General features: G+C 67.6%; 33 protein-coding genes. 20 read left to right on the forward strand and 13 right to left on the reverse strand.

From position 1 onward, the window contains the following. Positions 1-159: 159 nt before the first annotated feature. On the reverse strand, positions 160-783 hold the full coding sequence (locus GZ64_RS0106580) for a MerR family transcriptional regulator (protein WP_029265562.1): 624 nt from the start codon (positions 781-783) through the stop codon (positions 160-162). Between the two features lie 70 nt (positions 784-853). On the opposite strand from GZ64_RS0106580, the gene GZ64_RS0106585 reads away from it, so the two are divergent. The 5 genes from GZ64_RS0106585 (at position 854) to GZ64_RS0106605 (ending at position 5833) form a co-directional block, all read left to right on the forward strand. Further along, entirely contained in the window at positions 854-1363 is a 510-nt protein-coding gene (locus tag GZ64_RS0106585; RefSeq protein WP_029265563.1) for a DUF4188 domain-containing protein, read from the forward strand. A gap of 86 nt (positions 1364-1449) precedes the next feature. Next, positions 1450-3570, forward strand: coding sequence for a GmrSD restriction endonuclease domain-containing protein (locus GZ64_RS0106590; protein WP_029265564.1), 2121 nt, complete (start codon positions 1450-1452; stop codon positions 3568-3570). A gap of 81 nt (positions 3571-3651) precedes the next feature. Further along, positions 3652-4080, forward strand: coding sequence for a phosphatase domain-containing protein (locus GZ64_RS0106595; RefSeq protein ID WP_029265565.1), 429 nt, complete (start codon positions 3652-3654; stop codon positions 4078-4080). Positions 4081-4205: 125 nt separating this feature from the next. Continuing rightward, a complete protein-coding gene (locus GZ64_RS0106600; RefSeq protein WP_017202934.1) occupies positions 4206-4547 on the forward strand; it encodes a YciI family protein in 342 nt (113 codons plus the stop codon). Beyond that, positions 4544-5833 carry an RNA polymerase sigma factor gene (locus GZ64_RS0106605; protein ID WP_136025384.1) on the forward strand — a complete coding sequence of 430 codons (1290 nt, stop codon included), beginning with the start codon at positions 4544-4546 and terminating at the stop codon, positions 5831-5833. Before GZ64_RS0106600 ends, GZ64_RS0106605 begins: the two co-directional genes overlap by 4 nt. Before the next feature lie 243 nt (positions 5834-6076). On the opposite strand, the gene GZ64_RS19835 is transcribed toward GZ64_RS0106605, so the two are convergent. Continuing rightward, a complete protein-coding gene (locus GZ64_RS19835; RefSeq protein ID WP_136025383.1) occupies positions 6077-6283 on the reverse strand; it encodes a hypothetical protein in 207 nt (68 codons plus the stop codon). Between the two features lie 113 nt (positions 6284-6396). Between GZ64_RS19835 and GZ64_RS0106615 the strand changes: the two genes are divergently transcribed. Together GZ64_RS0106615 and GZ64_RS0106620 are read left to right on the forward strand one after the other, a co-directional pair. Then, positions 6397-6606: a hypothetical protein gene (locus GZ64_RS0106615; protein WP_136025382.1), complete on the forward strand. Its 210-nt coding sequence runs from the start codon at positions 6397-6399 to the stop codon at positions 6604-6606. Positions 6607-6725: 119 nt separating this feature from the next. Continuing rightward, positions 6726-7172 (forward strand): GNAT family N-acetyltransferase, encoded by a 447-nt coding sequence (locus tag GZ64_RS0106620; protein ID WP_029265569.1) that lies wholly within the window; start codon positions 6726-6728, stop codon positions 7170-7172. On the opposite strand, the gene GZ64_RS19000 is transcribed toward GZ64_RS0106620, so the two are convergent. Further along, a complete protein-coding gene (locus GZ64_RS19000) occupies positions 7173-7742 on the reverse strand; it encodes a TetR/AcrR family transcriptional regulator (protein ID WP_231479836.1) in 570 nt (189 codons plus the stop codon). It abuts the gene before it with no gap. 86 nt (positions 7743-7828) lie between these two features. Here GZ64_RS19000 and GZ64_RS0106630 point away from each other — a divergent pair, with 86 nt between their 5' ends. The 4 genes from GZ64_RS0106630 to GZ64_RS0106645 all read left to right on the forward strand — a co-directional run bounded on the left by GZ64_RS0106630 (position 7829) and on the right by GZ64_RS0106645 (position 10777). Continuing rightward, positions 7829-8830: an SDR family NAD(P)-dependent oxidoreductase gene (locus tag GZ64_RS0106630; protein WP_021200262.1), complete on the forward strand. Its 1002-nt coding sequence runs from the start codon at positions 7829-7831 to the stop codon at positions 8828-8830. Positions 8831-9093: 263 nt separating this feature from the next. After that, positions 9094-9927, forward strand: a complete 834-nt coding sequence (locus GZ64_RS0106635; protein WP_136025427.1) for a hypothetical protein — start codon at positions 9094-9096, stop codon at positions 9925-9927. A 24-nt stretch (positions 9928-9951) separates the two neighbouring features. After that, positions 9952-10260 carry a hypothetical protein gene (locus GZ64_RS20005; RefSeq protein WP_029265572.1) on the forward strand — a complete coding sequence of 103 codons (309 nt, stop codon included), beginning with the start codon at positions 9952-9954 and terminating at the stop codon, positions 10258-10260. A gap of 136 nt (positions 10261-10396) precedes the next feature. Next, the gene (locus GZ64_RS0106645; RefSeq protein WP_021200259.1) at positions 10397-10777 is read left to right on the forward strand and encodes a VOC family protein; all 381 of its coding nucleotides are present in this window, start codon (positions 10397-10399) and stop codon (positions 10775-10777) included. Between the two features lie 52 nt (positions 10778-10829). Here GZ64_RS0106645 and GZ64_RS0106650 read toward each other — a convergent pair whose 3' ends face one another. Next, positions 10830-11435 carry a flavin reductase family protein gene (locus tag GZ64_RS0106650; RefSeq protein ID WP_029265573.1) on the reverse strand — a complete coding sequence of 202 codons (606 nt, stop codon included), beginning with the start codon at positions 11433-11435 and terminating at the stop codon, positions 10830-10832. A gap of 12 nt (positions 11436-11447) precedes the next feature. Here GZ64_RS0106650 and GZ64_RS0106655 point away from each other — a divergent pair, with 12 nt between their 5' ends. Next, positions 11448-12191 (forward strand): ArsR/SmtB family transcription factor, encoded by a 744-nt coding sequence (locus GZ64_RS0106655; RefSeq protein WP_197020509.1) that lies wholly within the window; start codon positions 11448-11450, stop codon positions 12189-12191. Positions 12192-12200: 9 nt separating this feature from the next. Here the strand turns inward: GZ64_RS0106655 and GZ64_RS0106660 are convergent, their stop codons facing one another. The 5 genes from GZ64_RS0106660 to GZ64_RS0106680 form a co-directional block, all read right to left on the reverse strand. Beyond that, positions 12201-12647, reverse strand: coding sequence for an NUDIX domain-containing protein (locus GZ64_RS0106660; protein ID WP_029265575.1), 447 nt, complete (start codon positions 12645-12647; stop codon positions 12201-12203). A 37-nt stretch (positions 12648-12684) separates the two neighbouring features. Next, the gene (locus GZ64_RS19840) at positions 12685-12843 is read right to left on the reverse strand and encodes a hypothetical protein (protein WP_021200255.1); all 159 of its coding nucleotides are present in this window, start codon (positions 12841-12843) and stop codon (positions 12685-12687) included. Between the two features lie 35 nt (positions 12844-12878). Next, a complete protein-coding gene (locus GZ64_RS0106670; protein WP_231479837.1) occupies positions 12879-13649 on the reverse strand; it encodes a 3-keto-5-aminohexanoate cleavage protein in 771 nt (256 codons plus the stop codon). Beyond that, positions 13646-13876, reverse strand: coding sequence for a DUF2188 domain-containing protein (locus GZ64_RS0106675; RefSeq protein WP_029265576.1), 231 nt, complete (start codon positions 13874-13876; stop codon positions 13646-13648). The genes GZ64_RS0106670 and GZ64_RS0106675 overlap by 4 nt, the downstream gene beginning before the upstream one ends. Positions 13877-13972: 96 nt before the next feature. Further along, a complete protein-coding gene (locus tag GZ64_RS0106680) occupies positions 13973-15169 on the reverse strand; it encodes a MalY/PatB family protein (RefSeq protein WP_029265577.1) in 1197 nt (398 codons plus the stop codon). A 517-nt stretch (positions 15170-15686) separates the two neighbouring features. Here GZ64_RS0106680 and purL point away from each other — a divergent pair. Both purL and GZ64_RS20010 read left to right on the forward strand, forming a co-directional pair. Next, positions 15687-18020 carry a phosphoribosylformylglycinamidine synthase subunit PurL gene (purL, locus tag GZ64_RS19005; protein ID WP_021200250.1) on the forward strand — a complete coding sequence of 778 codons (2334 nt, stop codon included), beginning with the start codon at positions 15687-15689 and terminating at the stop codon, positions 18018-18020. Then, positions 18017-18172, forward strand: a complete 156-nt coding sequence (locus tag GZ64_RS20010; protein WP_021200249.1) for a hypothetical protein — start codon at positions 18017-18019, stop codon at positions 18170-18172. The genes purL and GZ64_RS20010 overlap by 4 nt, the downstream gene beginning before the upstream one ends. A gap of 22 nt (positions 18173-18194) precedes the next feature. Here the strand turns inward: GZ64_RS20010 and GZ64_RS0106700 are convergent, their stop codons facing one another. After that, on the reverse strand, positions 18195-18767 hold the full coding sequence (locus tag GZ64_RS0106700) for a TetR/AcrR family transcriptional regulator (protein WP_029259409.1): 573 nt from the start codon (positions 18765-18767) through the stop codon (positions 18195-18197). A 69-nt stretch (positions 18768-18836) separates the two neighbouring features. Here GZ64_RS0106700 and GZ64_RS0106705 point away from each other — a divergent pair, with 69 nt between their 5' ends. The 3 genes from GZ64_RS0106705 to GZ64_RS0106715 all read left to right on the forward strand — a co-directional run bounded on the left by GZ64_RS0106705 (position 18837) and on the right by GZ64_RS0106715 (position 22375). Further along, positions 18837-21383, forward strand: a complete 2547-nt coding sequence (locus GZ64_RS0106705; protein ID WP_029265578.1) for an MMPL family transporter — start codon at positions 18837-18839, stop codon at positions 21381-21383. A gap of 165 nt (positions 21384-21548) precedes the next feature. After that, positions 21549-21899, forward strand: coding sequence for a TraR/DksA family transcriptional regulator (locus GZ64_RS0106710; protein WP_029265579.1), 351 nt, complete (start codon positions 21549-21551; stop codon positions 21897-21899). A gap of 38 nt (positions 21900-21937) precedes the next feature. Further along, the gene (locus GZ64_RS0106715; protein WP_029263104.1) at positions 21938-22375 is read left to right on the forward strand and encodes a VOC family protein; all 438 of its coding nucleotides are present in this window, start codon (positions 21938-21940) and stop codon (positions 22373-22375) included. Between the two features lie 4 nt (positions 22376-22379). Here the strand turns inward: GZ64_RS0106715 and GZ64_RS0106720 are convergent, their stop codons facing one another. Further along, positions 22380-22742 (reverse strand): nuclear transport factor 2 family protein, encoded by a 363-nt coding sequence (locus tag GZ64_RS0106720; protein ID WP_021200244.1) that lies wholly within the window; start codon positions 22740-22742, stop codon positions 22380-22382. A gap of 58 nt (positions 22743-22800) precedes the next feature. Between GZ64_RS0106720 and GZ64_RS0106725 the strand changes: the two genes are divergently transcribed. The 3 genes from GZ64_RS0106725 (at position 22801) to GZ64_RS0106735 (ending at position 25303) form a co-directional block, all read left to right on the forward strand. Next, positions 22801-23634 carry a hypothetical protein gene (locus GZ64_RS0106725; protein ID WP_029265580.1) on the forward strand — a complete coding sequence of 278 codons (834 nt, stop codon included), beginning with the start codon at positions 22801-22803 and terminating at the stop codon, positions 23632-23634. Between the two features lie 65 nt (positions 23635-23699). Further along, positions 23700-24458 carry a spermidine synthase gene (locus GZ64_RS0106730; RefSeq protein WP_029265581.1) on the forward strand — a complete coding sequence of 253 codons (759 nt, stop codon included), beginning with the start codon at positions 23700-23702 and terminating at the stop codon, positions 24456-24458. After that, the gene (locus GZ64_RS0106735; RefSeq protein ID WP_029265582.1) at positions 24455-25303 is read left to right on the forward strand and encodes an SMP-30/gluconolactonase/LRE family protein; all 849 of its coding nucleotides are present in this window, start codon (positions 24455-24457) and stop codon (positions 25301-25303) included. Before GZ64_RS0106730 ends, GZ64_RS0106735 begins: the two co-directional genes overlap by 4 nt. A gap of 51 nt (positions 25304-25354) precedes the next feature. Here GZ64_RS0106735 and GZ64_RS0106740 read toward each other — a convergent pair whose 3' ends face one another. Next, complete coding sequence (locus GZ64_RS0106740) at positions 25355-25807, reverse strand: hypothetical protein (RefSeq protein WP_136025428.1); 453 nt, start codon at positions 25805-25807, stop codon at positions 25355-25357. 142 nt (positions 25808-25949) lie between these two features. Next, positions 25950-26804, reverse strand: a complete 855-nt coding sequence (locus tag GZ64_RS0106745; RefSeq protein ID WP_029265584.1) for a fumarylacetoacetate hydrolase family protein — start codon at positions 26802-26804, stop codon at positions 25950-25952. Between the last annotated feature and the right edge of the window lie 13 nt (positions 26805-26817).

The following is a 26817-nucleotide window of genomic DNA, read 5'->3' on the forward strand; positions in this document are numbered from 1 at the left end:
GCTCGGTCCGACCGCCCGTGGCGTCGCCAGGACGCCACTGCGGACAAAGGCCCCGGGGTCGCGGCCCGTCCTCGCTCACGCGTAGCGATGTACGGTTTCCACACGGCTCGGGTGCGCCCCCAAGAGCGAATGGGCGATGGCGGAGCGCTCGACCTCGACTCACGCTCGTGAGGCGACACCGCCGCCAAACCGCTCCCCCGAAACCACCTGCTGCGACACTCGCCGCAACGCCAACAACAACGGCTCCACCAACACGGACCCCAACACCACGTACCGCACCGCGGCCTCCGCAGACCCCTCCGGCACCCCCGCGATCTCCGCATCCGCAATCCGCCGCGCACTCGCGAGATACTCCGCCATCGCCGCATCCGGAACGGTGAAGCCGACGCGCTCCAAACCCTGCAGCGCCCGCGCGACCGCATACAACACTGCCTCGTCGCACATCCCCGGCTTCCACCCGAGCCCTGCCACAAGCGCCTCAGCATCCGTCAGATCCAAAGACTCATCCACGGGCGGAGTGATGGCCGCATGCGCCGTCCCGAGCAGGTCGTGCGCACTCTCCGGCGGATCGTCCAGCGCCCCGAGCACCCGCCGCGTCTCGGCGATGCTCACCCCCGCGTCGAGCAGGGCCCGGATCACCCGCAGCCGCTCCACGTGCTTCTCCCCGTAAGCGGCCTGAGTCGCAGACGACCGTTCGCCCTCGGGCAGCAGTCCCTCGCGCAGGTAGTACTTGATCGTCGGCACGGTCACGCCGGTCTGGGCTGACAGTTCGGAAATTCTCATGGCCACCTCTTGACTTCGATAGTAACGCTATCCATTATGGATAGTGACACTATCCAACTAAGGAGCCATCATGTCGAAAGTCATCACGGGCCGCATGACCCACCGCCACGAGGGCGAGCTCGTCGTGTTCCACATCGGGATGCAGATCAACCGCTGGTGGCGCCCCGACCTGTGGATGCCGGCCTTCTTCGCCATGCCGGGAATGCTGCGCGAGCTCAGCACCGACCCCGACTCGGGCATGCTGGGCTACCACCTGCTCTTCGGCTCGGGCGGACCCTACGTCGTGCAGTACTGGTCATCCGTCGACAAGCTCTACGCCTACGCGTCCAGCCCGAACCAGCAGCACCGACCCGCCTGGACCGCCTTCAACCGCGCAGCACGCAAGGCCCCGGGAGCGGTGGGCGTCTGGCACGAGACCTTCCGCGTCGACACCGCCGAGAGCGTGTACGTCTCGACAAAGCCGATGGGGCTGCCGAAGGCCACCGAGCTCGTGCCCGTCGGTAAGCGTCATGACCGGGCCCAGGCACGGTTCGCGGATGGCCAGACGGCGGCCCAGGAACAGGATGCTGCGCGCGAGTAGCCGCTCTGGGGAGGTAGCCGTGCAGAATCGCCGCGCTCGTAGAATGCAATCGACCGTACTCCTGCGGTCCAGCAAGGGAGCACTGCGTGAAGACGGACCTCACGACGCCTCAGGGAATCTTCGGCATGCCGCAGCACCTGACCGTCCCCATCTATCAGCGCCCGTACGTCTGGACGCAGGAGGACCAGTGGGCTCCCCTCTGGGGCGACATCAGGCGTCTGACCGAGCATCGGATGGAGAACCCCGGCTCGAACGCGACGCATTTCCTCGGAGCAGTCGTCACGCAAGACGCGCCGACCGGCCCCGTCGGAATGCAGGAGTTCCAGATCGTCGACGGTCAGCAGAGGCTGACCACGCTCCAGCTCGCTCTCGACGCGACGGCGGCCGCCTTCGCGGCACGCGATCTGCACGCGCTCGCAGCACGCCTGAACTTCCTGACGCACAACGACAGCAACTTCGTCGGAGACGGCGAGACAGCATTGAAGCTACGCCACACGAACCGCGATCGATCCGCGTTCGACGAGGTGATGGTCGCCGAGCCGCCGGTCGACCATGCGTCACTGAATCACCGCGGCTCACTCCTCACGCAAGCACACGAGTATTTCGCCTCGCACGTCGGCGCCTGGCTCGACTCCGACCCCGACACTCTGAGTGCACGCGCGGATGCGCTCGCCATCTCACTCCAGACAGCACTGCAGCTCGTCGTCATCCGACTGACGGCCGAGGAGGACTCGCAAGAGATCTTCGAGACTCTGAACGCCCGCGGCACTCCGCTGACCGCGGCGGACCTCATCAAGAACTTCATCTTCCAGCGGCTTAAAGCAGAGGGCAAGGACACAACGGAGGCGTACCGGAGCTGGCCATTCGAGACGAAATTCTGGGAGTCCGAGGTCAGTGTCGGACGCTTCCCCACGACCCGCAGCGCGCTCTTCCTCGGGCAGTGGTTGATTTCCCGAGTCGGCAAAGAAGTGAGCCCCCGCTCTACCTTCGCGCGGTTCAAGTTCTTCTCCGAGCACGAGACCGACCACACGATGTCTGAACTCCTCGAGCTCATCACGGCCCAAGCCGCCACGTACCAGCAGCTCACCGAACGTGCGGCCGACACGCACGCGGATCTAAATCGTCTGGAACTTCATGTCTATCGAATGTCGGTGGCCCAAGTGGAGATCACCAAGCCGATCGTGCTTTGGCTCACCGAACCAGGCAACACCTATGGACCGACAACGATCGCGGCCGTGGTCGATGCTGTTGAGAGCTGGATCGTCCGCCGACGCCTGCTGCGGCTGCAGAACGGCGATCTCGGCCGAGTTGCCGCGGAGCTGATCTCCGCCTCGCGTGGGGCATCCGTCGAAGACCTCGTCGAGAAGGTCCAGAGGCACCTGACCCGCCAGCAGTCCACCAGCACCTACTGGCCCGGAGACCAAGAACTGACGGAGACATTACGTTCCGTTCCGTTCTATCGGCGCTTCCCCCAACCTATGCAGCGGATGCTTCTCCAGGCGATCGAAGACTGGTACCGGGGCTACACGCAGGTCGGTCCGTCGAAGACAGGCGTCAGGATGCACCGAGACAAGAACCAGGTCGAGCACCTGCTGCCTCGCGCGTGGCAGGCTCACTGGCCAGTTTCGGACGCTGCGGCGGAGGCCGACCGCGACGAGCACGTGCACCGGCTCGGAAACCTCACCCTCATCACCGGTTCACTCAACGCTTCGGTCTCCAACGGCCCTTGGCTAGGGGACACTGGCAAACGTGCAGCCATCCACCGCCACGATGTCTTTCTCATGAACCGTGCAATCGTCGATGCGTCTGCCGATGGCTGGGACGAGCGGCGTATCGACGAGCGCACGGAAGAGATGATCACGGCCGTCATAGCCACCTGGCCGATTCCCGAAGGCCACGAGGGCAAGACCACCGACCGCTCCTCGCGACTGTCGAAGGCGACGGCATCGTACGCAGACGTGATCGCGGCGGGCCTGCTCGAGGTCGGGGCCACGCTGCAGTGCACCGACGGACGGTGGCCCGACGCACGGGGAACTCTGCTCGCCGGCGGGAGAATGCTGTACCAGGGCAAGACCTACGAAAGCCCCGCCGGGGCAGCGAGAGAGGTCCGCGGAGGCAAGAGCGGCAACGCTTGGTACTTCTGGCGCGTCGAAGGTGGCCCGGTGATCAACGACCTCCGTGAGGAACTCCTACGGTTGTCCTCCTGACGGCAGCGAACCGTCGGCGCTACCCGTGCACTCCAGGAGACCCGCCTTCTCACCACCGAACAACCCCACTACCCTCGCACCATGCCCACCGATCGCCCGCGCGCCTGGATCTTCGACGTCGACGGCACCCTCGCCCTCATCGGCGACCGCTCGCCGTACGACATGCGCAAGGTGTCGATCGACACTCCGAACCATCCGGTCGTCGTCGCAGCACAGGCTTTCGCCGCCCACCCCGACGTCGACGCACTCATCGTGGTCTCAGGCCGCGACGAGACCGCCCGTCGCGCCACCGAGGCCTGGCTGACGTTCAACGAGATCCCGTTCGACCGCCTCCTGCTCCGCCGCACCGGCGACCAGCGCGCCGACGACATCGTCAAGGCCGAGATCTACGACGCCCGAATCGAACCGCACTTCACCGTGATCGGTGTGGTCGACGACCGCCGCAGCGTGGTCGAGATGTGGCGGTCTCGCGGACTGGTCTGCTTCCAGGTGGCCGAAGGGGACTTCTGAGGCGCACCCGGTCGGAGTACAGCGACTTCGGCGCGGTCCATCATTTTCCGGATCTGTGTCCTGCGGGCTGGTGGTCATCCGTCGTCTGGGTAAGTGGATGTAGAAAGACCTTGAGGAGAACACATATGCGCTACGTACTTTTCATCTGCACCGACCCGACCGCTGAGCCCTATGTCGAGGCCGAGGACAACGCCGGGGAGTGGGTGGCGTCGCTGCAGGACAGCGGCTCCTACGTCTTGGGCGACCGTCTGCGGCCTGTCGAAGACGCCACGACCGTGCGCGTCCGAGCCGGCGAGCGGATCGTGGCCGACGGACCGTTCACTGAGAGCCGCGAATGGATCGCCGGGTTCGACGTGATCGACGCCGACGACCTCGACGCCGCGATCGAGATCGCCGCCGCGCACCCGATGGCCCGGTTCGGCCTGGTGGAAGTACGCCCCGTGTGGCCGCTCGGGTCGACGATGTGACCACACCGGAAGAGCCGCCGGGCGCACTCACGGATGCCATGGCCGCCGTTCGGCACGTGGCATCCATCGAGTACGGCCGCGTGGTCGCGAGCGTGATCGGCACAGTCCACGACTGGACTCTCGCCGAAGACGCCGTGCAAGACGCACTGGCTCGAGCCGTCGAGCGGTGGCCAGGCGACGGGGTTCCGGCGAACCCCGCCGCCTGGGTCACGACCGTCGCCCGCCGCCGCGCGATCGACCTCGTCCGACATGCGGACGCCGAGCGCCGGGCGGCGGCCCGCCTGGAGCACGAGCCGCACGATGGCACCGACGCCCACGAGGCCGACGACGCATTCCCACATGGGGACGAGCGGCTGAAGCTGATCTTCACCGCCTGCCACCCCGCGTTGCCCCTGGAAGCCCGCGCGGCGCTGACGCTCCGCACCGTCTTGAACGTGCCGATCGAACAGCTCGCCGGGATCTTCGCCGTCGCCCCCGCGACGATGGAGAAGAGACTCGTGCGGGCGCGGGCCAAGATCGCGCACGCGAACATCCCGTACCGCGTTCCGGACGCCGCGCAGCTCGACAGTCGGAGCGCGAGCGTCTGCGAGGTCCTGTCCGCCCTGTTCACCATCGGCTACTCCGATCCGACGCTCCAGCCCGATCCCGGCGCCGAGGCCATCCGGCTTGCTCGGCTGTGCCGACAGCTGCTCCCCTCGGATTCCCCGGCTCGACTCGAGTTCACGGGGCTGCTCTCCCTCCTTCTTCTTCAGCACTCCCGCCGCGCGGCACGCACGACCGCCGACGGGTTGTCCGTGCCGTTCGACGAACAGGACCGTGGACTGTGGGATATCTCCGAGATCGAGGAGGGGCTGCGACTTCTCGACGACGCCGTCGAGAAGGCAGCACGGGCGGGCATCCATGGCGGGCGGCACCTCATCCGCGCCACCGTCGCGGCCGAGTACGTCCGCCCCGCCCCGGGGATGGAGATCGACCACGCCCGCATCGCCGACATCTACGGGGTGCTGGAGCAGGTGGATGCATCGCCGTTCGTTCGCCTGAACCGTGCGGTCGCCGTCGCGAACGCGGGACGACCGCACGAAGCCCTCGCGCTGGCGGAGGCGCTCGAGAGCTCGCTGGGAGGACACCACCTCTACTCAGCAGTGCGGGGAGATCTCCTGCAGCGCCTCAAGCGCGTCGAAGAAGCGAGCTCAGCGTTTCGCGATGCCGCACGCGCCGCCCCGACAGAACGCGAGCGGCTGTCGTATGCCCAGCACGCTGACGACATCGCCTCGGCGTCGACCTAGCCTGCGCCCCTCCGTCTTCTTGAGGGCTTCGAAGGTGAGCCAGTGCGTGCGTGCGACTGCGAAGATCGGGCCGGCTCACGGCACATCGAGCCGAAAGCAACACCTCGAATATATTGCTCTTGTCTTCTTATGTGGCCTTGTATGGGACAGGCGGGGGTCAATTCTGACGTCCAGGAGGAGCCATCGTGAGGCATCATCGAACCAGCGCATTAGTCGCCCTCGCTGCGATCAGCATCATGCCGTTCACAGCAGCCTCCGCGGCCAGCGCGGTGGGTCGACACCTACAGCGGAGGACCTGTAGATGAGGAACGAACCTCGAACCTGGTTCGGCGTGATCACGGAACCCGGCCACCAGCTGACGATGACAGTCGCGATGGGGTTGCTGATCGTGGCGTCCACGATACTGTCCGTCCGCTTCCCCGAGATCGGCTCCTGGCTCTTCGTTGCCACGGGACTCCTTGCCGCCACGTGGTACGCCCACATGATGAATCGGTGGCGAGCTGCGCGAAGCAACACAGAAGCTGTTCCTCCGACAGAGTGAGTTACTGCCCGGAGGAGCGATTGTGAAGCCGCAGACGAGACGAGCAATGGTCAGCATGGGATTCGTCGGTGCCGCCGTCATCGTCCTCGCCATTGTCATGGCGATTGCCGAGGGCTACATCTCAGACGCGGAGCACACGACGGGAAACCTCGCACCTGCTGCCCTGACTGGTCTGCTTGGCGCGTGTCTCATGCTCGTCGGGTTCGGGAGCATTCTGTTCCGAAAAGAGTGACCAAGAGCCTACAGCTCTGCTCATTCGGCCTCGCTACCAGTCAGGGTGGCGGGGCCATCGCCTGTCAGCACACCGTTCGCGGCGCGGCAATCCACCCCGAATCGGGCTACGGTACCGAGATGGACGAGCCGCCCCTGACCATCGAATCGCTGCGCGAACTCACGGACCCCGACGCCGAAGCGATTGCGTCGCTCCTGGTCCAGCTCTCCTCATCCGCAGCATTCGATCGCGCTCGAACCGAGGCGGTCATCGCACACGAAGCAACGGAGCTCCTGGTGGCGCGGGACTCGGGACGCGTCGTCGGCACCGCCATTCTCGTGACGGCACCTTCCCTGACCGGGCTCCGCGGGCACGTCGAAGACGTCGTGGTCGACGAGGCGGCACGCGGTCGCGGCATCGCGCGACTCCTCCTGGAGCGCATGACCCAGCTCGCGCAAGAGCGAGGACTGCGGACGCTCGATCTCACATCCCGCCCATCCCGAGAATCCGCACTGCGGCTCTACGAGTCCGTCGGGTTCCGCAGGCGTGAGACCAACGTGCTTCGGTTCACCCCGGCCACGGACTAGTTACGCCGCAATCCCCCGCAGCAACCGCACCACCGTCTCCTCCACGCGTTCCGTACTCAACGGCTGCCCGATCAGCGCAGAATACGACGCCATCGCGATGAACTGATCCGCGATCGCGGCCGCATCCACGTCCGCCCGCACGTCCCCGTCGGCACGCCCGCGCGACACACGTTCGGCCACCCACTCACGGATCGGCGCCGCCAGCCGCTCGTTCAACACCAACCCCAGCTCGGGATCGGCCGCGGTCACCTCGATCAGCGCCCGCGCCAGCGCCACGCCCTCGGGGCGAGCCAGTCCGGCACTCATCGCCGAGAACCACGCCCGCAGATCCGCTCCGAGGTCTGCCGTCATCGGCACCGACACCTCGGCTCCCGGCAGCGTCCCCTCGAGCAGCGCCTCTCCGAGGATCGCAGCCTTCGACGGCCACCACCGGTAGATCGTCTGCTTCGACACCTCCGCCTTGGCGGCGAGGCCCTCGATCGTCACGGCGTCGTATCCGTCTGCGGCGAGCGCGCGCCGCATCGCGTCCAGCACGGACTGGCGGGCTTTCTCACTTCGAGGACGGGGCACCTTTCGAGCGTACCCAGGCGTACACTGGAACATAAGTAGACGCACCGTTGCGAAACCTGCACGGGACCCGAACAAGGAGAAAGAGCATGGCCCTCACCGCACACTCCACCATCGGCGACTGGATGAACGACCCGACCGGCGGACCTCTCATCCGCGGACTCTTCGAGAAGACGGGCGCCGACCCCGAGCTGCTCACCCCCGTGCTCGGACTCCCCCTGCAGCAGCTCGTCGCGATGAGCCAGGGCCAGCTTCCCCAGTCGGTCGTGGACGACCTCGTGCGCGCGGCCAACGGCGGCGAGATCCCCGAAGACGACGCCTCCGAGGGTTGGACCGAGAAGCCCACGTCCGGCCGCTTCGCCGGCAAGACCGTGATCGTGACGGGCGCCGCCTCCGGTATCGGCAAGGCCACCGCCTCCCGCATCGCCCGGGAAGGCGGACGCGTGATCGCCAGCGACATCGCCGCCGAGAAGCTCGACGCCCTGAAGTCCGAGCTTCCGGATGCGGACATCGTCACGGTCGCGGGCGACCTCACGAAGCAGGATGCGATCGACGCCGTCCTCGCCGCCGCGGGCGACCGCATCGACGGCCTCGCGAACGTCGCCGGCATCAACGATGACTTCTCCCCCGCGGGCGAGACCCCGGATGCCGTCTGGGACCGCGTCATCGCGATCAACCTGACCGCTCCGTTCAAGCTCATGCGCGCGGTCATCCCCGTCATGGAGGCGGCCGGACGCGGCGCGATCCTCAACGTCTCGAGCGAGGCGGGCCTGCGCGGCAACGCCTCGGGCAACGCCTACACGGCCAGCAAGCACGGCATCATCGGCGTCACCAAGTCGGCGGCCTTCATGTACGGGCCGAAGGGCATCCGCGTGAACTCCGTCGCCCCGGGCGGCGTCGCCACCGGCATCCCGATGCCCCCGCACATGTCCGAATACGGCTCGGGCCGCCTCGCCCCGTTCCAGCAGGCCATCCCGACCGTGGCGACAGCCGAGCACCTGGCGGCATCCATCACGTTCCTGCTGTCGGACGACGCCGTGAACATCAACGGCGCCATCCTCGCCTCGGACGGCGGATGGTCGGTGCAGTAAGCCCCGCCGCGAAGCCGACGCCCCCCCCCGCCGACCCGAACGGCGGGGGCGTTTCGCATGTCCACGCGGCACTCGCCTCACGATCAGCTTTGACTCGCAACTTCACCTACGAGTACGTCGACGAATATATCACTATCGTCCTCATATGTGTGCTTGTATCAGCTTCAAGTCGTCGACATAGAAGTCAGGAGGACCCCATGGGCCCGAGTTTCCGCACTACACGCATGCGGCCCCACGAGCGCAAACGGCTTTTCATATCCGCAGTGACCGCATCTGCATTAGCCCTCGGAGCTATCGCCCTTCCCGCCACAGCATCGTGGGCGGATTCCGCGCAAGATGGAGACCAGACGACAGCAGGGCACGAGATCGCCGCTGCTCTGGAGCACATGGAAGGCGGCCTGGTCCGCGACTTCGCTCCTTCTGAGATCAAAGATGGGCAAGATGGCAAGACAGCTCAGGTCGGCGTCAGTGTCGAGGTTTCGAACGACGCCGCAGATGGCGTACAGATTTCGACAGGGAGCTTCGTTCTTGGCATCGACCTCCCGCACGCGGACGCAGCCATCGCCGGCGAGGACCTTCCGAAAGGTGGAGTGGCCTATCCCTCCACGATGGATAGTGCGAATGCCGTCATCCCCGTAGACGGCGGGGCTCAGCTCCTCACTGTCATCGCGAACGACGCAGCACCCGAACGCTTTGACTACGGGCTCACAATGCCACCCGAGAACCGCCTGGAGGAGACTGCCGATGGCGGCGCCCAGATCGTCGACTCGACCGGAGAGGCAGTCGTCATCTTCGAACCAGCCTGGGCTCGCGACTCGAGCGGAAGGAGCCTCCCGACTCATTACTCCGTTCAAGGGAACGTCCTGACCCAGACCGTCGCACACAAGAGCCTGAGCGGCATCTCGTATCCAATCGTCGCCGATCCGCTTCCTGTCGTCGTCATCGTCATCACAGCGGCGGCAGCGATCGTGGTCGCAGCAGCAGCCCTTGGAGTCGCCACCTGGATTGTCATCAGTTGGTGGAACACCTGTCGCGCCCAGGGAAAGTACCCCGAGCTCTCCACCCGAAACGGCTTCACCGCCAGGTGCGTGCGGTAGCGCGACAGTAATGAGGGTTTCCTGATGTCTCCCAAGCGGCTCTTCACGGGTGACCGCATCTTCGTGATGGCGTGCTCCCTCTGCACCTCCATCGGGCTTGTGGTCGTCGCCGGGTTGTCGTTCGCAAGCTACGCATTCGCGAACAGCATCACGATTATGGTCCCCTGGATCGCCCGCTTCGAAGGGTACGTAGATGTGAACGGATCGCCTGCTGTCACCATCAGCGGATCGTGGAGCGCGGTCATGGCAACGACAGCAATCGTCGCGTCCTCGCTCTTGCTTGTCGCCCTGAGCAGCGAGCGGTCCTCACATTCACGAGACAGGCGTGTGTGACACTCGCCCAAGACGTCGGGCGCCATCTCGTCACACTCGAGAGGTGGCGTCCGGCAGCTGGTCGCGGCCTGCGGTGTGACATCTCGCCTATCGATCACTGGGCGGAACAACCCTCCAGCGGTCATACACTCGCTCCATGCTGAAGCTCGTGTCGGTCGTGATCCGCGTGAACGACCTCCCTGCGCAGTCCGCGTTTTGGAAGGCAGCCCTGGACTACGTCGAACGTGATCCGGCGGACGACGACTGGGTGGTGTTGAAGCCGCGCGACGCCGACGCTCCCTGCATCGCCCTCGACGCCCACCACTCCGAGCGCATACTGCCTCCGCGCATCCACCTCGACATCTACGCGGAGGACCAGAGCGCCGAAGTGCGACGGCTCCTCGACCTGGGCGCACGCGAGGTGCACTGGGACGGCCGCCCGGCCGACGCCGACTACGTGATCATGGAAGATCCCGAAGGCAACCGCTTCTGCATCGTCGACCGGCCCGACTGGTCGGGCTGGGGCGGCAGACGTTGAATCGGGCCTCGGGCCATCCGCGCGACCTGTCGCACATTCCGGACCGAACGATTCACTGTTCCGCGCGAAAGCTGACCCCGACCCTCTCGCCTTGCGAGAAGTAGTGCCGGAACGTGTAATACACCGGGTTCCAGGCGTCCAGGTCGATGTGCGAGGTTCCCGGCACCGTCAGCGCCTGATGCACGTGCGTGCGCAGGACCTTCGCGTGGACGATGGTGGCGTCTCCGTCCTCACCCAACGGCGTCATGTTCGTGACCCGGGCCTCCATCTGAACGGGGCATTCGGCGATCCGCGGGGGCAGAACCACCCCGCTCGGCCGTGGAGTGAATCTGCCGAGCGTCCACTTGTCCGGCTCATACCTGTACTTCTCCCGCTTGTGGCGCGGGACGTCAGCAACCCCGGTGGTGTCGGCGATCCTCTCGATCGACTCCCACAGCGCGGCGTCGGGCAGGTTGATGACCAGCTCACCGTTCTCGCGGAGATTGCGCATCGCCCGGCCCGAATTGCTCAACCCCAAGACATAGGTGTCATCCAGAGCCCAGGCCGAGGAGATGGGAGTGATGTTCGCTACTTCGTCTCCCGGCATCAGCGTGCTGAGCAGGGCGACGGGAGTCCCGAAGTAGAACACGGAGGGTTCGATTGCCAGAGTCGGGTTCATGAGGTCCAGTCTGTGGCGGGAACGTTTCGGGCTGGACCGAACAATGCCGGCGATAAAGTTCTTGCGATGAAAGGAACGAGTAGTCCGGAACTGGCGGCGACGGCCGCCGTCTTCGCCAACGACGCCCGCGCGTCGATGCTGCTCCTGATGCTCGATGGAAGGGCATGGACGCTCACTGAACTGTCCAAGACCGCCGACATCGCTCGGTCGTCAGCGAGCGAGCACGCCGACAGGCTGCTGGACGCCGGGCTGGTCGAGGAGATGCGGCAGGGACGGCACCGCTACCTCCGGCTCGCCGGCACCCCCGCCGCTGAACTGATCGAGTCGCTCGCAGCATTCTCCGGTCGCGTCCGGCCTGCCAAGCAGTCACTCGACGCCCAACACCGCGACCACACCATCAGGGAGGCTCGTACCTGTTACCGCCACCTCGCGGGCAGACTCGGCGTCGCACTCACCGACGGTATGCACGCGAAGGGCTTGATCGAGTCAGATTTCTCACTCACCCCGCCGGGACTAGTCTGGCTGACGTCGCTCGGTATCGACCTGCCGAAGCATCCGAAGCGCACTCTCACCCGTCCGTGCCTCGACTGGACCGAACGCCGCGAACACCTGGCCGGGCTCGCCGCAGACATGCTCCTCGCGACGTTCAAGAAGAAGGCATGGATCGAACACGTTCCATCCAGCACCCGCGCGGTGCGGCTCACCGCCGCGGGACGGGAAGGTCTCGCGGACCTGCTTCCGACAGACCGCTTCTGACGGCACGCCCTAGTCGGCCCCGGCCAACATCCGGTCGACCCAGAGCGGATGCGGCAGCTCTGCGACTTCGGCGCGGGTGAACCATCCGACCTCGACGACCTCGTCTTGATCGGGCACAGGCGGATCAAGCAGTTCGCACGCGAACGCAGTCGACACGTACGACACGCGATCCCCGTTCGGATACGTCACGACGAGCGATTCGCCACCGAAGGCGCCGACGATCCCCGTGACGCGGATGCGGGCGCCGATCTCCTCCTGCACCTCTCGGGCGATCGCCTCGTCCGGATCCTCCCCCGGCTCGACCCCACCACCGATCAGACCCCATTGCTCCGAACCCGCCGCGCGCGCGAGAAGGAAGCGATCGCCCTCGCGGATCACCGCGGTCACGCCCGGCAGCAGCAACAGGTCGTGACCGATCCGCACGCGGATCGACCGGACATAGTCAGAGAGGGGCATGCCGCGAGTCTAGGTGGGGGTGCTCGACGCCCTCCGGTCACACCTGACCGGGCCGCCCGTCTCTCGCCATCGCCTGACGGTGCGATGTCAGCGCCGCGCGCACGGCCGAATAGATCACCAGCCAGGAGACGAGGATCCCGATGAGGATGTACGCGAGGTTCATGAGGATGAAGGGTACGAGCGAGTCGGAGAACATCGCCCCAGGATGCCGCACCCCGTGCACCTGCCCGGTCAGACTCCCCGCATCCGCGCCACGGCCGCCCGCACCAGCGCGGCGTTCCCGGGCGCGGGCGCACCGTCGGGGAGCAGCAGAGTGTCTTCCAATCCGATGCGCGAGGCCAGCCCGAGCTCGACAGCGAGGTCGAACACGGGCCACGTCGAGCCCTCTTCGCCGTGGAGCAGGATCGGCAGGTCGGGCTCTTCGAGCTCGACGTGCGCGATCATCCCCTCGGCGTGGTCGCGCAGCAGCTCGGTCGGTTCATCGGGAAGCTCGATCAGCACCCGTAGGCACTCACCTCTCACCGGCGAACGCTTCCACACCTCGAAACCGGCCGCGTCCCACAGACCGGCCTCGACCGCGACTCCACGCTTCAGCAGCAGGGCGGCCACATCGTCGGCACCGGCCTCGTGCCAATTGACCGATGCGTGATCGGGCAGCTCCGTCCACGACTCGATCGCGGTGAGACGACGCGCGACATCGGGCTCGGCCCACGCCCCCGTGGTCACGCCGACCGGCACACCGGGAATCGCGGTCCGCACTGCCCGCACCCACCGCGCGACATCGTCGGCGGTGAGACTGTCACGACCCGCCGCATCCTTCGGGTGCACGTGCACCTCCTGCGCTCCCGCAGCCACCGCACGCGCGGCGTCGTCGGCCACGACCGAGGCATCCGCGCTCAGCCACGGGTGCTCGACCGCATCACGGGCGCCGTTGACACATACCTGCAACTGCATCCGACGCGCAGACCGGGCAGGAGGGTCGGAGTCCGACACCACCGTCATCGACCGATCAGCTCGCGGGGGTGCAGGTCGTACGCGGAGGAGTCGGCCGACGGGCCCTCTTCCGTCCGCACCGTGTGCTCGACCTGACGTGCGACCGCCGCGCTGCGACCGACCTTGACCGCCTCGGCTTGGCTCTCGAAACTGCTCCCCAACGTCTGCGATTCCCCTTCGATGCGGTTGAACCAGATGCCGTTGCGGTGGAACGTCTCGATGTCGCCTGCAGCCATGGCGGGATCCCTTCTCTCGTATCCCTTTCTACGTGAGACCACCGACACGACAGAGGGGCTTGACAGCATCCACGGCGCCGCCCGAGCACCCCCGGCTCAGACCGTGAGACCCGCCAGGCGCACGGCATCACCCATCGCCACGAACGCCTCTTCGAGGATCGGACGCGGTGTCGCGAAGACCACCCGAACATGACCCTCGGCGCCACGCCCGAGCAGCCGCCCCTCGGTCAGCACGACCCCGGCCCGCTCACGAAAGAACTCGGCCGGCGGCCCAGGGATCCCCAGCGCGGAGGTGTCGATCCACCCGATGTACGTCGCCTCGGGCACGCGATACACAGCCCCGGGAAGATGCTCGTCCACCAGCCGCGCGAGCTCGTGCCGCGATCCGTCGAGGTACGCGATCACCTTCGTCAGCCACGGCTTTCCCGCCCGATACGCCGCCGTCGAGGCCACCACGCCGAGGGTCGCCGCGCCATGCTGCACCGCGAACCCGAACCGCTTGTACAGCTGCTGGTCAGCATCGTTCGAGGTGATCAGCTGCGCGGTCTTCAGCCCCGGGATGTTCCACGCCTTCGACGCGCTCGTCCCCGTGACCGTGTGCGCGGCCGTCGCCGCCGACACCGACGCGTAGGGCACGAACGGCGCACCGTCGTAACGCAGCGGCGCGTGGATCTCGTCCGCGAAAACCCGCCCGCCGTGCCGCTCGACGATCTCGGCGATCGCCTCCAGCTCCTCACGTCCGACGATCGTGCCGGTCGGGTTGTGCGGATTGCAGAGCACGAGCGTCCGCGCCCCTGCAGCGAACGCCTCGTCGATGCGCTGCAGATCGTGCTGCCAGCGTCCGTCGATCTCGACGCCGGGGACCTCGATCACCGGATGCCCGATCGCCGGCAGGTATGTCAGGAACGGCATGTACGCCGGAGTCGGCACGATCACGGGCGACCCCGCGGGCGCATACTCCTGCACCGCGACACCGAGCGCCGCCATCACGTCCGAGACCGGATGCACACGCTCGGGGTCGACCGCCCAGCCGTACTCATCCTGCATCCACTCGGCCGTCGCCTCCCCCAGCTCCGCGGCCTGAGGAGGGGAGAGGTAGCCGAGATTCTCGTCGTCGATCGCGCGATGCAGTGCCTCGGCGATCTCGGGAGCGACCCCGAAATCCATCTCCGCCACCCACGCCCCGATGCGACCGGGATGCAGACTCCACTTGCGACTCTGCGGCCGATCGAGGAAGAGACGGGTGCGCGCATCGAAGGGATGCGACGGTTGCGAGGAACGGTCCGTGGTCATGGTCTGGGTTCCCGCCGGCTCAGCCGACGGCGTCGATACAGGACGCGTGCAGGACGCGGATCTCGGACACGGGGACTCCATTCGCAACGGCTCCGACCAATCTACGGACACCGCTGCGCCGTCGCATTTCGCGTTTCCATCCGTGACGCGATTCCGGGCCCCGCCGAGAGACGGCCAGCCGACGGGGCACCAGCCGGGGCGTGAACAACTCCGGAGACTCGCCCCGCAGATGGCTCGAATCCCCTCTCAGAACCGAATCTGCAGAACTTCTCCTGAGTTGTGCACGCGACCCCCGGGAGCGCCCGGAACCGAGGCTCAACCGGCGACGTCGAGCACCCAGGTCACGCCGAAGCAGTCGGTGAGCACGCCGAAGCCGGACGACCACGCCGACGCGGCCAACTCCAGCACGCGCCGCCGTCCTCATCGACCGACTCTGACTCCGCATCCCGCGGAAGAGCGGCCCCACCCACGCCGGTAGACTGGACCTGCCCCGCCGGCCCCTTCCTTTGGAGTGCGCGTGACCACCGCCCCTGCACCTTCCCACCAGCACGTCCCCGACTCCGTCGAGAACGCGATCGCGACGCCCGAGAAGGAGCAGCCGTACGCGGCCCTCGGACTCAAGCCCGACGAGTACGCGCGCATCAAGGAGATCCTCGGACGCCGCCCCACCTCGGGCGAGCTGGCGATGTACTCCGTCATGTGGAGCGAGCACTGCTCCTACAAGTCGTCGAAGAACTACCTGCGCCGCTTCGGCCAGAAGGTCAGCGACGAGATGAAGGAACGCCTGATGGTGGGCATGGGTCAGAACGCGGGCGTCGTCGACGTCGGCGAGGGCTGGGCCGTCACCTTCAAGGCCGAGTCGCACAACCACCCGTCGTTCATCGAGCCCTTCCAGGGTGCGGCGACCGGCGTCGGCGGCATCGTCCGCGACATCATCTCGATGGGCGCCCGCCCGGTCGCGGTCATGGACGCCCTGCGCTTCGGTGCAGTCGACCACCCCGACACCGCCCGCGTCGTGCACGGCGTGACCAGCGGCATCAGCTTCTACGGCAACTGCCTGGGACTCCCGAACATCGGCGGCGAGACGGTCTTCGACGCCGTCTACCAGGCCAACCCGCTCGTGAACGCCCTCGCGGTGGGCGTGCTGCGTCATGAAGACCTCAAGCTCGCGAACGCGACCGGCGTCGGCAACAAGGTCGTCCTGTTCGGTGCGCGCACGGGTGGCGACGGCATCGGCGGCGCGAGCATCCTCGCGTCCGACTCCTTCGACTCGACCGGCCCGACCAAGCGCCCCGCGGTGCAGGTGGGCGACCCGTTCGCCGAGAAGGTGCTCATCGAGTGCTGCCTCGAGCTGTACCGCGGCGAGCTCGTCGAAGCGATCCAGGACCTCGGTGCCGCCGGCATCTCGTGCGCGACCAGCGAGCTCGCGGCCAACGGCAACAGCGGCATGAAGGTCTCGCTCGACAACGTGCTGCTGCGCGACCCCACGCTCACGGCCGAGGAGATCCTCATGTCGGAGTCGCAGGAGCGCATGATGGCGATCGTCGCGCCCGAGAAGCTCGATGCCTTCCTCGAGGTCGTGAACAAGTGGGAGGTCGAGACCTCCGTGCTCGGCGAGGTCACCGGTGACGGACGCCTCATCATCGACTGGCAGGGCGAGCGCATCGTCGACGTCGACCCCTCGACGGTCGCGGTCGACGGCCCCGTCTACGACCGCCCGGTCGCCTACCCGACGTGGATCGACGCCCTCCAGGCGGATGCCGCCGAGAACCTGCCCCGCGCGACCGACCCGGAGACGCTGCGCGAACAGTTCCTGAACCTCGTCGCCTCGCCGAACCTCGCAGACACGAGCTGGATCACCAACCAGTACGACTACTACGTGCTCGGCAACACGGCCCTCTCGTTCCCCGACGACGCCGGCATGATCCGCGTCGACGAGGAATCGGGTCTCGGCTTCGCGGTCTCGACCGATGCCAACGGCCGCTACTGCCAGCTCGACCCGTACGCGGGCGCACAGCTGGCCCTGGCCGAGGCGTACCGCAACGTCGCCGTCACCGGCGCCGTGCCGACCGCGATCACCGACTGCCTGAACTTCGGCTCTCCCGAGAACCCCGAGGTCATGTGGCAGTTCGGCCAGACGGTCGACGGCCTGGCCGACGGCTGCTACGAGCTGGGCACCCCGGTCACCGGCGGCAACGTCTCGTTCTACAACCAGACCGGCGACGTGCCGATCCACCCGACCCCACTGGTCGGCGTGCTCGGCATCATCGACGACGTCTCGCGCCGCATCCCCTCCGGATGGCAGGACGAGGGCCAGAACATCTACCTGCTCGGCACCACCTCGACCGAGCTCTCCGGCTCGGCATGGGCAGAGGTCGTGCACCAGCACCTGGGCGGTCTGCCCCCGAAGGTCGACCTCGCGGGCGAGAAGCGCCTCGCCGGTCTGCTGTCGGCAGCCCGCGACGAATGGCTGATCTCCTCGGCGCACGACCTCTCCGAGGGAGGCCTCGCGCAGGCGCTCGCCGAGGGCGTCATGCGCTTCGGCGTCGGAGCTCGCGTCTGGTTGAACGAGATCATCGAGCGCGACGGAGTGGACGCCGCAACCGCCCTGTTCTCCGAGTCGACCGGCCGCGTGATCGTGACCGTGCCCCGTGAGGATGACGTGAAGTTCCGTGGCCTCTGCGAAGGACGCGACTACCCGGTGATGCGCATCGGCGTGACCGACAGCGAGGGCGCGAAGCTCGAGGTGCAGGGCGTCTTCACCGTGTCGGCCGCCGAGCTGCGTGAGCGCTCGCAGGCCACCCTCCCGTCGTACTTCGGCCCGACCGTCACGGAGCAGGTCAGCGCATGAGCGAGGTCAGCCGCCAGAACCCGAACGACGAGGACTACGGCGACCTCGGCGAGAAGCGCAACCGGCGCATCCGCATCGTCGCCTGGACCGTCATCATCGCGCTCATCCTCGGCGGTGGCGGCGCGACCGTGCTGACCCTGCTCCTCGGCTGAGACACGGGACAGCACCTGCCGCTCAGCGTGTGAAGAGGTACCTCGTCAGCTCGATGATCCCGTCGGGTCCGTGGCTCTCCCGTCCGAGCGACTCCACGATGATCGCGCCGAGGATCGCCCGACCGATCTGCGCGATCGGTGCATCCTCCGGCAGCTGACCGTCGCGGATCCCGCCCCTCAAGCGCTCAGACAGGTGCTGCTCGACCCCCAGGCTTCCACCGAGGTGCGCACCGACCGCAGCATCTTCGGCGGCAGCCGCGACCAGCGACTGCAGCAGGGCCTGACCCTGCGTGCTCGCGAGGATCGTGAAGACCGACTGCAACCACGTCTCGACGTCGGCGAACAGGTCGCCCGTGTCGGGCACGACGAAGTCCACCGGGATGAGACGTCCGTCCACGAGACAGTCGGCGATCAGCGCGCCGCGCGACGGCCACCAGCGGTAGATCGTCTGTTTGCCGACCCCGGCTTCCTTCGCGATGCCCTCGATCGTGAGCCGGTCGTACCCCTGCGCATGGAACAGTCGGGAGGTCGCATCGAGGATCGCCTCGCGCGCCGCCGTGCTGCGCACGGGCCCGCTCCGGTGCTCGTTGACCATGGATTCAGGATAGCCACAGATCTCTAGACGAGACGTGCCGTATGATCTTCGAGTCTGAAGGAGACCACTGTGGCATCACTGCTGTACCGTCTGGGTTCGTTCGCTGCACGCAAGGCGTGGACGGTGATCGTCTCGTGGGTCCTGATCCTCGGTATCGGCGTGGGAGCCTTCCTGACCCTCGGCGGCACGCTGAGCAACAGCTTCGACATCCCCGGCACCGCCTCGGGCGCGGTCACCGACGAGCTCGCCGACAAGCTGCCCGACACGGCCGGCGGCACCGGCACGGTGGTCTACCGGACCGAAGATGGGTCTCCGTTCACCGACGACCAGAAGAAGGAGATCTCCGACCTCGCCGCGAGCGCCGAGGATCTCGACGGCGTCGCCGGGGTGATCGATCCGTTCGACGCGCAGAAGCAGCAGGACGAGCAGGCGCAGCAGCTCACCGACGGCCAGACCCAGATCACCGACGGCCGCGCGCAGCTGGATGCCGCCCAGACCCAGCTCGACGACGGACGCGCGCAGCTCGAAGCCGGGCTCACACAGCTCATGGCGGCCCGCACCCAGGCCGAGCAGTCCGGTGCCGGGTCCGCACAGCTCGCCGCCCTCGACGCGCAGATCGCCGCGGTGAACGCCCAGCTGGCGCAGGTCGCGGCCCAGAACGCCGAGCTCGACCAGTCGCGCATCACCCTCGACGACAACGCCGATCAGGTGGAGCTGGGCTCGACCCTCCTCGATCTGGCCGACGGCATCGGCGTGGTCTCCGAAGACGGATCGACCGCCATCGTCAACATCTCGTTCGTCGACCCCCGCCTCGAACTCTCCGAAGAGGTGAAGCAGGGCGCGATCGACCACTTCGCATCCTCCCCCGTCGACGGTGTCGAGGTCGACTTCGGCACCGACATCGCACAGGGCGTCCCGGAGATCTTCGGCATCGGCGAGGCGGTCGGCCTCGCATTCGCGGCGATCGTCCTCATCGTGATGCTCGGCTCCCTCATCGCCGCCGCCCTCCCGATCGTCACCGCCATCGTGGGTGTGGGCGTCGGCGTCACGGCATCCCTCGCCTTCTCCGGCGTGGTGAACATGGCCTCGGTGACCCCGGTGCTGGGTGTGATGCTCGGGCTCGCGGTCGGCATCGACTACTCGCTGTTCATCGTCAACCGACACCGCAAACAGCTGCTCGCCGGGGTGCCGGTGCGTGAATCCATCGGCCTCGCCACGGGCACCTCCGGCACGGCCGTCGTGTTCGCCGGCACGACCGTGATCGTCGCACTGCTCGCCCTCAACGTGACCGGCGTGCCCTTCCTCGGCCTCATGGGCACGGTCGGTGCGGTCTGCGTCGCGGTGGCCGTGCTCGTCGCGATCACCCTCGCCCCCGCCATCCTCGGCCTCGTCGGCACGCGCCTGCTCAGCCGACGAGCGCGGGGAACGATCGGCCAGGAGCACGCGGCAGGCAAGCCCGTGAAGCGCATGTCGACCCTCCGCGCCGTCGTCACCGCGCTCGTGAGCGTGGTCGCCCTGCTGATCATCGCCATCCCCGCCATGTCGATGCGCCTCGGGCTGCCCGACGGATCGAGCGAACCGAGCGACTCGACCAGCTACCGCGCGTTCCAGACCGTCGACGAGCAGTTCGGCGAGGGCGCGAACGGACCCCTGCTGGTCACCGCGACCCTCGACGATGCCGTCAGCGACGACGACCTGCTCTCCACGCAGGTCACGATCGCCCAGGCCATCGCCGACCAGGACGACGTGGTGGCCGTGGCGCCGATCGCGACGTCCGACGACAACACGCTGCTCGCGTTCCAGGTCGTGCCGAAGGAGGGGCCGAACAGCGCCTCGACCGAGAAGCTCGTGCAGGACCTGCGCTCGATGCCCGCGATCGGCGACGGCATCACTCTGGGCGTCGCCGGACAGGCCGCGATCAACATCGACATCTCCGAGGCGCTGGCTGGAGTCCTGCCGCTCTACCTCGTGGTCGTGGTCGGGCTCTCGCTGCTCATCATGATCGTGGTGTTCCGATCGCTGCTCGTGCCCATCATCGCGACCGGCGGGTTCGTGCTGTCGCTCTTCGCGACGTACGGCCTCATCGTGGCGGTGTTCCAGTTCGGCTGGGGCGCCGAGATCATCGGACTGCACAGCACCGGGCCGATCCTCAGCTTCCTTCCCGTGATCCTCGTCGGCATCCTGTTCGGACTCGCGATGGACTACCAGCTGTTCCTCGCCTCCGGCATGCGCGAGGCGTACGTGCACGGCGCCTCGGCGCGGGATGCCGTCGCCCAGGGCTTCCGCGCCGGCCGCTCGGTCGTGATCGCCGCCGCCCTCATCATGGTGTCGGTGTTCGGCGGGTTCATCTTCTCGGAGTCGACGATCATCCGCTCCATCGGCTTCGGTCTCGCGTTCGGCGTGCTGCTCGACGCGTTCGTGGTGCGCATGCTGTTGATGCCCGCGCTCATGCACCTGCTCGGACGATCGGCCTGGTGGCTGCCGCGCTGGCTCGACCGCATCCTGCCGAACGTCGACATGGAGGGAGCGGCGCTCGAACGCGACCACCCCGGCATGAAGGCCGTGGCCGTTCCGACCACGACCGACTCGGTGCCGACGCGGGAGACATCCGCCTGATCGGGAGTCGGAGACACCTCGCCCGGCGGCGTTCTCCGTGTTGGGAGGAGGGTTCGGGGCGAAGCTTCCGCCCGACACGGAGTTCTCCGCCCGACAGGGAGCCCCGACACAGTGCGCCGCACGGAGCACGACCCCGACGTCAGAGGCCATGCCTAGAGTGGGCGCATGACCGCCGACGCCCGGGAACGACTGCTCGCGCTGCGCGCCCAGGCCGAGGCGCGGGTGCAGGCGATGGCGGCGACCCTCGATGAACTCACCCACGACCGTGCGGGCTCGAACGACGACGACGAGCACGACCCCGAGGGCGTCACCCTGTCGTCGGAGTGGTCTCGCCTGACCGGGCTCGCCGAGGCAGCAGCATCCGAGCTGCACCAGGTCGACGAGGCGCTGGCGCGGCTGGATGCCGGCACCTACGGCCTCTGCGCGAACTGCGGAAGACCGATCCCGGCCGGCCGCCTCGAAGCCCGCCCCTTCGCGGAGTACTGCGTCTCCTGCGCCGAGAAGCTCGGACGGTAGCCCTGACGCGAGGGTCGATCGCGAGTAGCATCCCACCCATGCCCATCACACTCGAGAACGTCGGCATCGCCGTCCGCGATCTGGAAGCCACCATCTCCTTCTTCACCGACCTGGGCCTCACGGTGCTCGGCCGCGACGAGGTCAGCGGAGAGTGGGCGGCGACCGCGGTCGGACTCGACGGCAACCACGCCAAGATCGCGGTACTGCAGACTCCGGACGGACGCGGCCAGATCGAGCTGTTCGAGTACATCCACCCCGACGCGATCGAGACCGAACCGACCCTGCCGAACGAGATCGGCATGCACCGGATCGCCTTCTCGGTCGACGACATCGACGAGTCGCTCGCGATCGCCGCCCGCCACGGCTACCACCCGCTCCGCGGCGTCGCGAACTACCAGGACGTGTACAAGCTCACGTACCTCCGAGGCCCGAGCGGGATCCTGGTGATGTTCGCGCAGGACCTCACGAAGAGCTGACCCGTCACCCGGGGATGACCGTCCCCTGATGAAAGCGCAGAACGGGCCCGGAATCGGACAGCTGCCAGATCGATGACCGCCGGCTCTCCCGCCCCTCGGCGATCAGACGATAGTTCACGAGGACGATGCCGGGGGACAGCTCGTTGAAGAGCCAATCCGCGGTCTCGGGCACGGCCCTGCTGTCCTCGTTCGAAAGCTCGACGACGGTTTCCGTCCGCAGCCATCGCCGCCCCGATGCCCCGATCTCCGCGAAATCGGGGGCGAGCAGGGCCTGTACCCGGTCTGCGTCGGTCCGTACCTCCGAGGAGAGGAGCGCGATTTCGGCAGCGACCACGACGGCATACCGGTCCGCGTCGTCATCCCACATGCGTAAACGGTACCGCCGCCCTCTCGGGGAGCCCGCCGAGAAGTAGGCTGAACGCATCATGCAAGAGTTCTTCCAGTGGGCGGGCAACTTCTGGTGGCTCATCTTCCCGATCATGGGAATGGCCGGCGGGGCCGCGAAGGCGTGGGAGCGGGGCTCCAAGCGCCGTCACGAGCGACGCCTCGAGACGCTCAAGGTCAAGGCGCAGCTGAAGACCGCCGAGATCGAGGCGCGCGCGCTGACCCGGCAGGCGAAACGCGGACCCTCGGTCGTCGACACCACGGCATCCGTCGCGCCGAACGATCTGGTCGCACGCCTTTTCACCGAGCACGATGAGATCACCGCCCGCTGGCTCGACTACGAACTCGACGTCGCGAAGCTCATCGCCTTCCCCGCCATGAGCGACGGGCGCCAGCCCCTGACCGCCGCGTTCCTGCGCGCGAAGAAGACGGCGGATGCGTTGCGTCCCTCCTCTGCCGACGCCAAGGTGTCCGAGCAGCAGGTCACCGAGTACCTGCAGGCCGTCGGCGACTACGCGGTCGCGTTCGAGATCGCCGAGAAGGATGCCCGGCGTCTGCGCGACTCCACCTTCACCGAGCCGGAGCGCAAGAGACTCGAACGCGCACAGCAGCTCCTGAAGGTCGCGGTGGACGAATCGGCGACGCAGGCCGAGCGCAACGTCGCGTACAAGCGTGTGCGCGAAGAGCTCGATGGGCTCATCCTGCTCTCCGACGATGCGGTCACGGTACTCGAGAAGCAGGTGGCCCGGGAGCTGCCGGCTCCGGTCTCGCCCCCGGCATCCCCTGCACCCACCGCCCCGGAGTCCGCCGCCCCCGCGACCTCCACCCCGGAGCCCGAGCGGATCAAGCTGCCCCGCCGCGACGAGCAGTCCTGACGCGCGACCACACCCGCGCCCCGCACCCTGTCCATCCGGACGAACGACGACGGAGGCATGCCGCAGTGATCACTCGATTCGAAGAGCTCGACGGGCAGACCACCCCGATCGGCGATCTCACACTGCGCAGGCGTACGGAGCCGGCGGTGGGACAGGAGATCTACGAGGTCAAGCTCGGCGACGAGTACCTGATGTCGAGCCTGTTCACCGTAGCGGAGGAAGAGCTCGCGAACCTGGGCCTGGCTGCGGTCGCCGGCGACGGCCTCTCGGTCCTGGTCGGCGGGCTCGGGCTCGGCTACACCGCTGTCGCGGCGCTGCGGGACGCACGTGTGACATCGCTCACGGTGATCGACCGCCTGAGCGCCGTGATCGGGTGGCACGAGCGCACGCTGCTCCCGGTGTCGGCCGAACTCGTCGACGACGCGCGCACGACTCTGGTCGAAGACGACTTCTTCGCCGTGATGCGGTCCGCACCCGTCGAGGGCCGCGACGGGTACTCGGCGATCCTCCTCGATGTCGACCACTCTCCGCGCCACCAGCTCGACCCCACGCACGCCGACCTGTACGACGCCGCCGGCCTGCGCGCGCTCGACCGTCATCTCGCTGCCGAGGGCATCTTCGCCCTGTGGTCGGATGATCCGCCCGACGACGACTTCATGGTCGAGCTGGACGCCGAGTTCGATGACGCGGTTGCTCACGTCGTCGACTTCGAGAACACCGTCACCGGCGGGATGTCGTCGAACACGGTGTACGTGGCGCGCAGTCGCGGAACCGGCTCCGTGTCGCTCGACTCCACCCCCTCACACTCGGAAGAGGACGCATGACCCCCGAGAACGTCACGGGTCCGATCGCTCACCACGCCGAAGCGCCCGTCTGGTGGCCGGGCTGGGGCGGGCTGCGCTGGGTCGACGGGGAGGCCGGCGACCTGCTCACACTGCGCCCCGACGGTGTGACCCGTCAGCACATCGACGATGAGTACCTGGCCTTCGCCCGCCCCCGCTCCGGTGGCGGGCTCGTGGCCGTCGGCGCCCGCACCCTGTATCTGGCCGACGATGTCGACGGCGAGGTGCGGGCCGTGGCCTCGCTGGGCACTGATCCGCAGGTGCGCATGAACGACGGATGCTGCGATCCTCGCGGGCGGCTGCTCGCAGGTTCCATGGCCTACGACGCGGCCCGGGACGCCGGAACCGTGCTGCGGGTCGGTGCCGATCTGAGCGTCACGACCGTGCTGCCCCGCGCGACGATCTCGAACGGCATCGGCTTCTGGCCCGACGGCCGCCGCGCCTACTACGTCGACACCGCGACCCACCGCATCGACGTGTTCGATGTGAGCGAGGGCGATCTTCGCGGACGCCGAGCGTTCGTCGTGATCCCCGAGGAGCAGGGTTCGCCGGACGGGCTCACGGTGGCCGCCGACGGCAGCGTGTGGGTGGCGCTGTGGGGTGGCAGCGCAGTGCATGGCTACGACGCATCCGGTACTCTCGTCGCGACCATCGAACTGCCGGTGCCGCAGGTGAGCGCCTGTACGTTCGGCGACGACGACCTAGGCACGCTGTACATCACGACCTCGGCCCAGGGATTGCCCACCGACCACCGCTCTGAGGCTGGTTCGCTGTTCGCCGTGCGGCCGGGCCCGCACGGCGTCCCCGTCACGGCTTTCGCCGGCTGAACACCCGCACGTCGCGGAACGGCGTGCGATCGCAGACGGTCGTGCCGGTTCTCACACGCGCGCGTCGGCCACTCTGGGCGACCGCGAAGGCCAGACGAAGTGCGCGACCGAGAACGAGAACAGCGCCCACGCTGCGACCAGCGCCCACAGGCCGGGACCCGACCAACGTCCCGTCACGTCGTCGATCACGGTCAGGGGTGCGGCGATTGCGCATCCGATCAAGCCCAGTAGCGCGCCAATGACCGAGAACTCCCCGTGGTCGAGCCAGCGAGAGCGGAGCGCGGGCACGAGCCGCAGCGGGAGTCCGAGGATCATCGCCGCGAGCATCGATGGCACCGCGAACAGTACGCCCGTCAGCGCCAGCCCGATCAGACTCGTCCCTCCGTCGTACTCCAACATTGTGGGAATGACGAGCATGACGAACTCGGCGACCACGAAGAGTGCCAGACCGCCGATGAAGAACTGTCCGAGCGTCCGTGTCATCATCGAATGTTCTCTCGTCACGAGACCATCCTCTCGCACCGCATCCGATCAAGCCCCTCCTAGACAGCGGAAGACGGCTACCCGACGACCTCTGCCCGAGGCACGGTGCACTCAGCGAAAGGAACCGTGCCCCGGACACAGGCCGCCGGGTGGATGACGCAGGTCAGCGCAGGTGCACCCGCTCGGTGCGCTGGTGCTGGCGTCCCAGCCCCTCGATCTCGATGGTCATCTCATCGCCGTCCTGCAGGTACGGGAACCGGCCCGACAGCGCGACGCCCTGCGGGGTGCCGGTGTTGATCACGTCGCCGGGCTCGAGCACCAAGTAGTGGCTCAGCTCGTGCACGATCTGCAGCACGGAGAAGATCATGTCGGCAGTCGAGGAGTCCTGCCGCGGCTCGCCGTTCACGAAGGACCGCAGCCGCAGCGTCTGCGGGTCGACCTCGTCCGCAGGCACGAGCGCGGGGCCGAGCGGGTTGAACGTCTCGGAACACTTGCCCTTCGACCACTGTCCGCCCGATACGTCGAGCTGGTACGCGCGCTCGGAGACGTCGTTCGAGATCGTGTAGCCGGCGATGACGTCGCGTGCGGCCTCCGGCGACGACAGGTAGCGCGCCGTCTTGCCGATCACGATCGCCAGCTCGACCTCCCAGTCGACCTTCTCGGCACCGGGTGGCAGCAGCACGACGTCGTTCGGCCCGACGACCGTGTTCGGGTGCTTGAAGAAGATCACCGGATGCTCGGGCGGCTCCGATCCGGACTCGGCCGCGTGGGCAGCGTAGTTCTGGCCGATGCAGACCACCGCGGTCGGGCGGGCGACCGGGGCGCCGATGCGCAGACCGTCGACATCGGCGGTGGGGAGCTCGCCGCGGCCGAGGGCTTCGCGCACGCGAGCGATGCCGTCAGCGGCGAGGAAGGCGCCGTCGATCTCAGTGGTGAGGGGCGCGAGGTCGTAGACGACGCCGCCCTCACGGACGTAGGGGCGTTCGTGGCCGGTGGGGCCGAGTCGCAGGAGTTCCACGTCGATCCTTCGG

It is taken from the genome of Microbacterium sp. Cr-K32 (assembly GCF_000708345.1).
In the GTDB taxonomy this organism is placed as follows: Bacteria; Actinomycetota; Actinomycetes; order Actinomycetales; family Microbacteriaceae; genus Microbacterium; species Microbacterium maritypicum_A.

Coding starts and splice junctions, on each gene's coding strand:
- GZ64_RS0106580 (WP_029265562.1), bottom strand. CDS start 783: ATGAGAATTTCCGAACTGTCAGCCCAGACCGGCGTGACCGTGCCGACG.
- GZ64_RS0106585 (WP_029265563.1), top strand. CDS start 854: ATGTCGAAAGTCATCACGGGCCGCATGACCCACCGCCACGAGGGCGAG.
- GZ64_RS0106595 (WP_029265565.1), top strand. CDS start 3,652: ATGCCCACCGATCGCCCGCGCGCCTGGATCTTCGACGTCGACGGCACC.
- GZ64_RS0106600 (WP_017202934.1), top strand. CDS start 4,206: ATGCGCTACGTACTTTTCATCTGCACCGACCCGACCGCTGAGCCCTAT.
- GZ64_RS0106620 (WP_029265569.1), top strand. CDS start 6,726: ATGGACGAGCCGCCCCTGACCATCGAATCGCTGCGCGAACTCACGGAC.
- GZ64_RS0106630 (WP_021200262.1), top strand. CDS start 7,829: ATGGCCCTCACCGCACACTCCACCATCGGCGACTGGATGAACGACCCG.
- GZ64_RS20005 (WP_029265572.1), top strand. CDS start 9,952: ATGTCTCCCAAGCGGCTCTTCACGGGTGACCGCATCTTCGTGATGGCG.
- GZ64_RS0106645 (WP_021200259.1), top strand. CDS start 10,397: ATGCTGAAGCTCGTGTCGGTCGTGATCCGCGTGAACGACCTCCCTGCG.
- GZ64_RS0106650 (WP_029265573.1), bottom strand. CDS start 11,435: ATGAACCCGACTCTGGCAATCGAACCCTCCGTGTTCTACTTCGGGACT.
- GZ64_RS0106660 (WP_029265575.1), bottom strand. CDS start 12,647: ATGCCCCTCTCTGACTATGTCCGGTCGATCCGCGTGCGGATCGGTCAC.
- GZ64_RS19840 (WP_021200255.1), bottom strand. CDS start 12,843: ATGTTCTCCGACTCGCTCGTACCCTTCATCCTCATGAACCTCGCGTAC.
- GZ64_RS0106670 (WP_231479837.1), bottom strand. CDS start 13,649: ATGACGGTGGTGTCGGACTCCGACCCTCCTGCCCGGTCTGCGCGTCGG.
- GZ64_RS0106675 (WP_029265576.1), bottom strand. CDS start 13,876: ATGGCTGCAGGCGACATCGAGACGTTCCACCGCAACGGCATCTGGTTC.
- GZ64_RS0106680 (WP_029265577.1), bottom strand. CDS start 15,169: ATGACCACGGACCGTTCCTCGCAACCGTCGCATCCCTTCGATGCGCGC.
- GZ64_RS20010 (WP_021200249.1), top strand. CDS start 18,017: ATGAGCGAGGTCAGCCGCCAGAACCCGAACGACGAGGACTACGGCGAC.
- GZ64_RS0106700 (WP_029259409.1), bottom strand. CDS start 18,767: ATGGTCAACGAGCACCGGAGCGGGCCCGTGCGCAGCACGGCGGCGCGC.
- GZ64_RS0106710 (WP_029265579.1), top strand. CDS start 21,549: ATGACCGCCGACGCCCGGGAACGACTGCTCGCGCTGCGCGCCCAGGCC.
- GZ64_RS0106715 (WP_029263104.1), top strand. CDS start 21,938: ATGCCCATCACACTCGAGAACGTCGGCATCGCCGTCCGCGATCTGGAA.
- GZ64_RS0106720 (WP_021200244.1), bottom strand. CDS start 22,742: ATGTGGGATGACGACGCGGACCGGTATGCCGTCGTGGTCGCTGCCGAA.
- GZ64_RS0106725 (WP_029265580.1), top strand. CDS start 22,801: ATGCAAGAGTTCTTCCAGTGGGCGGGCAACTTCTGGTGGCTCATCTTC.
- GZ64_RS0106735 (WP_029265582.1), top strand. CDS start 24,455: ATGACCCCCGAGAACGTCACGGGTCCGATCGCTCACCACGCCGAAGCG.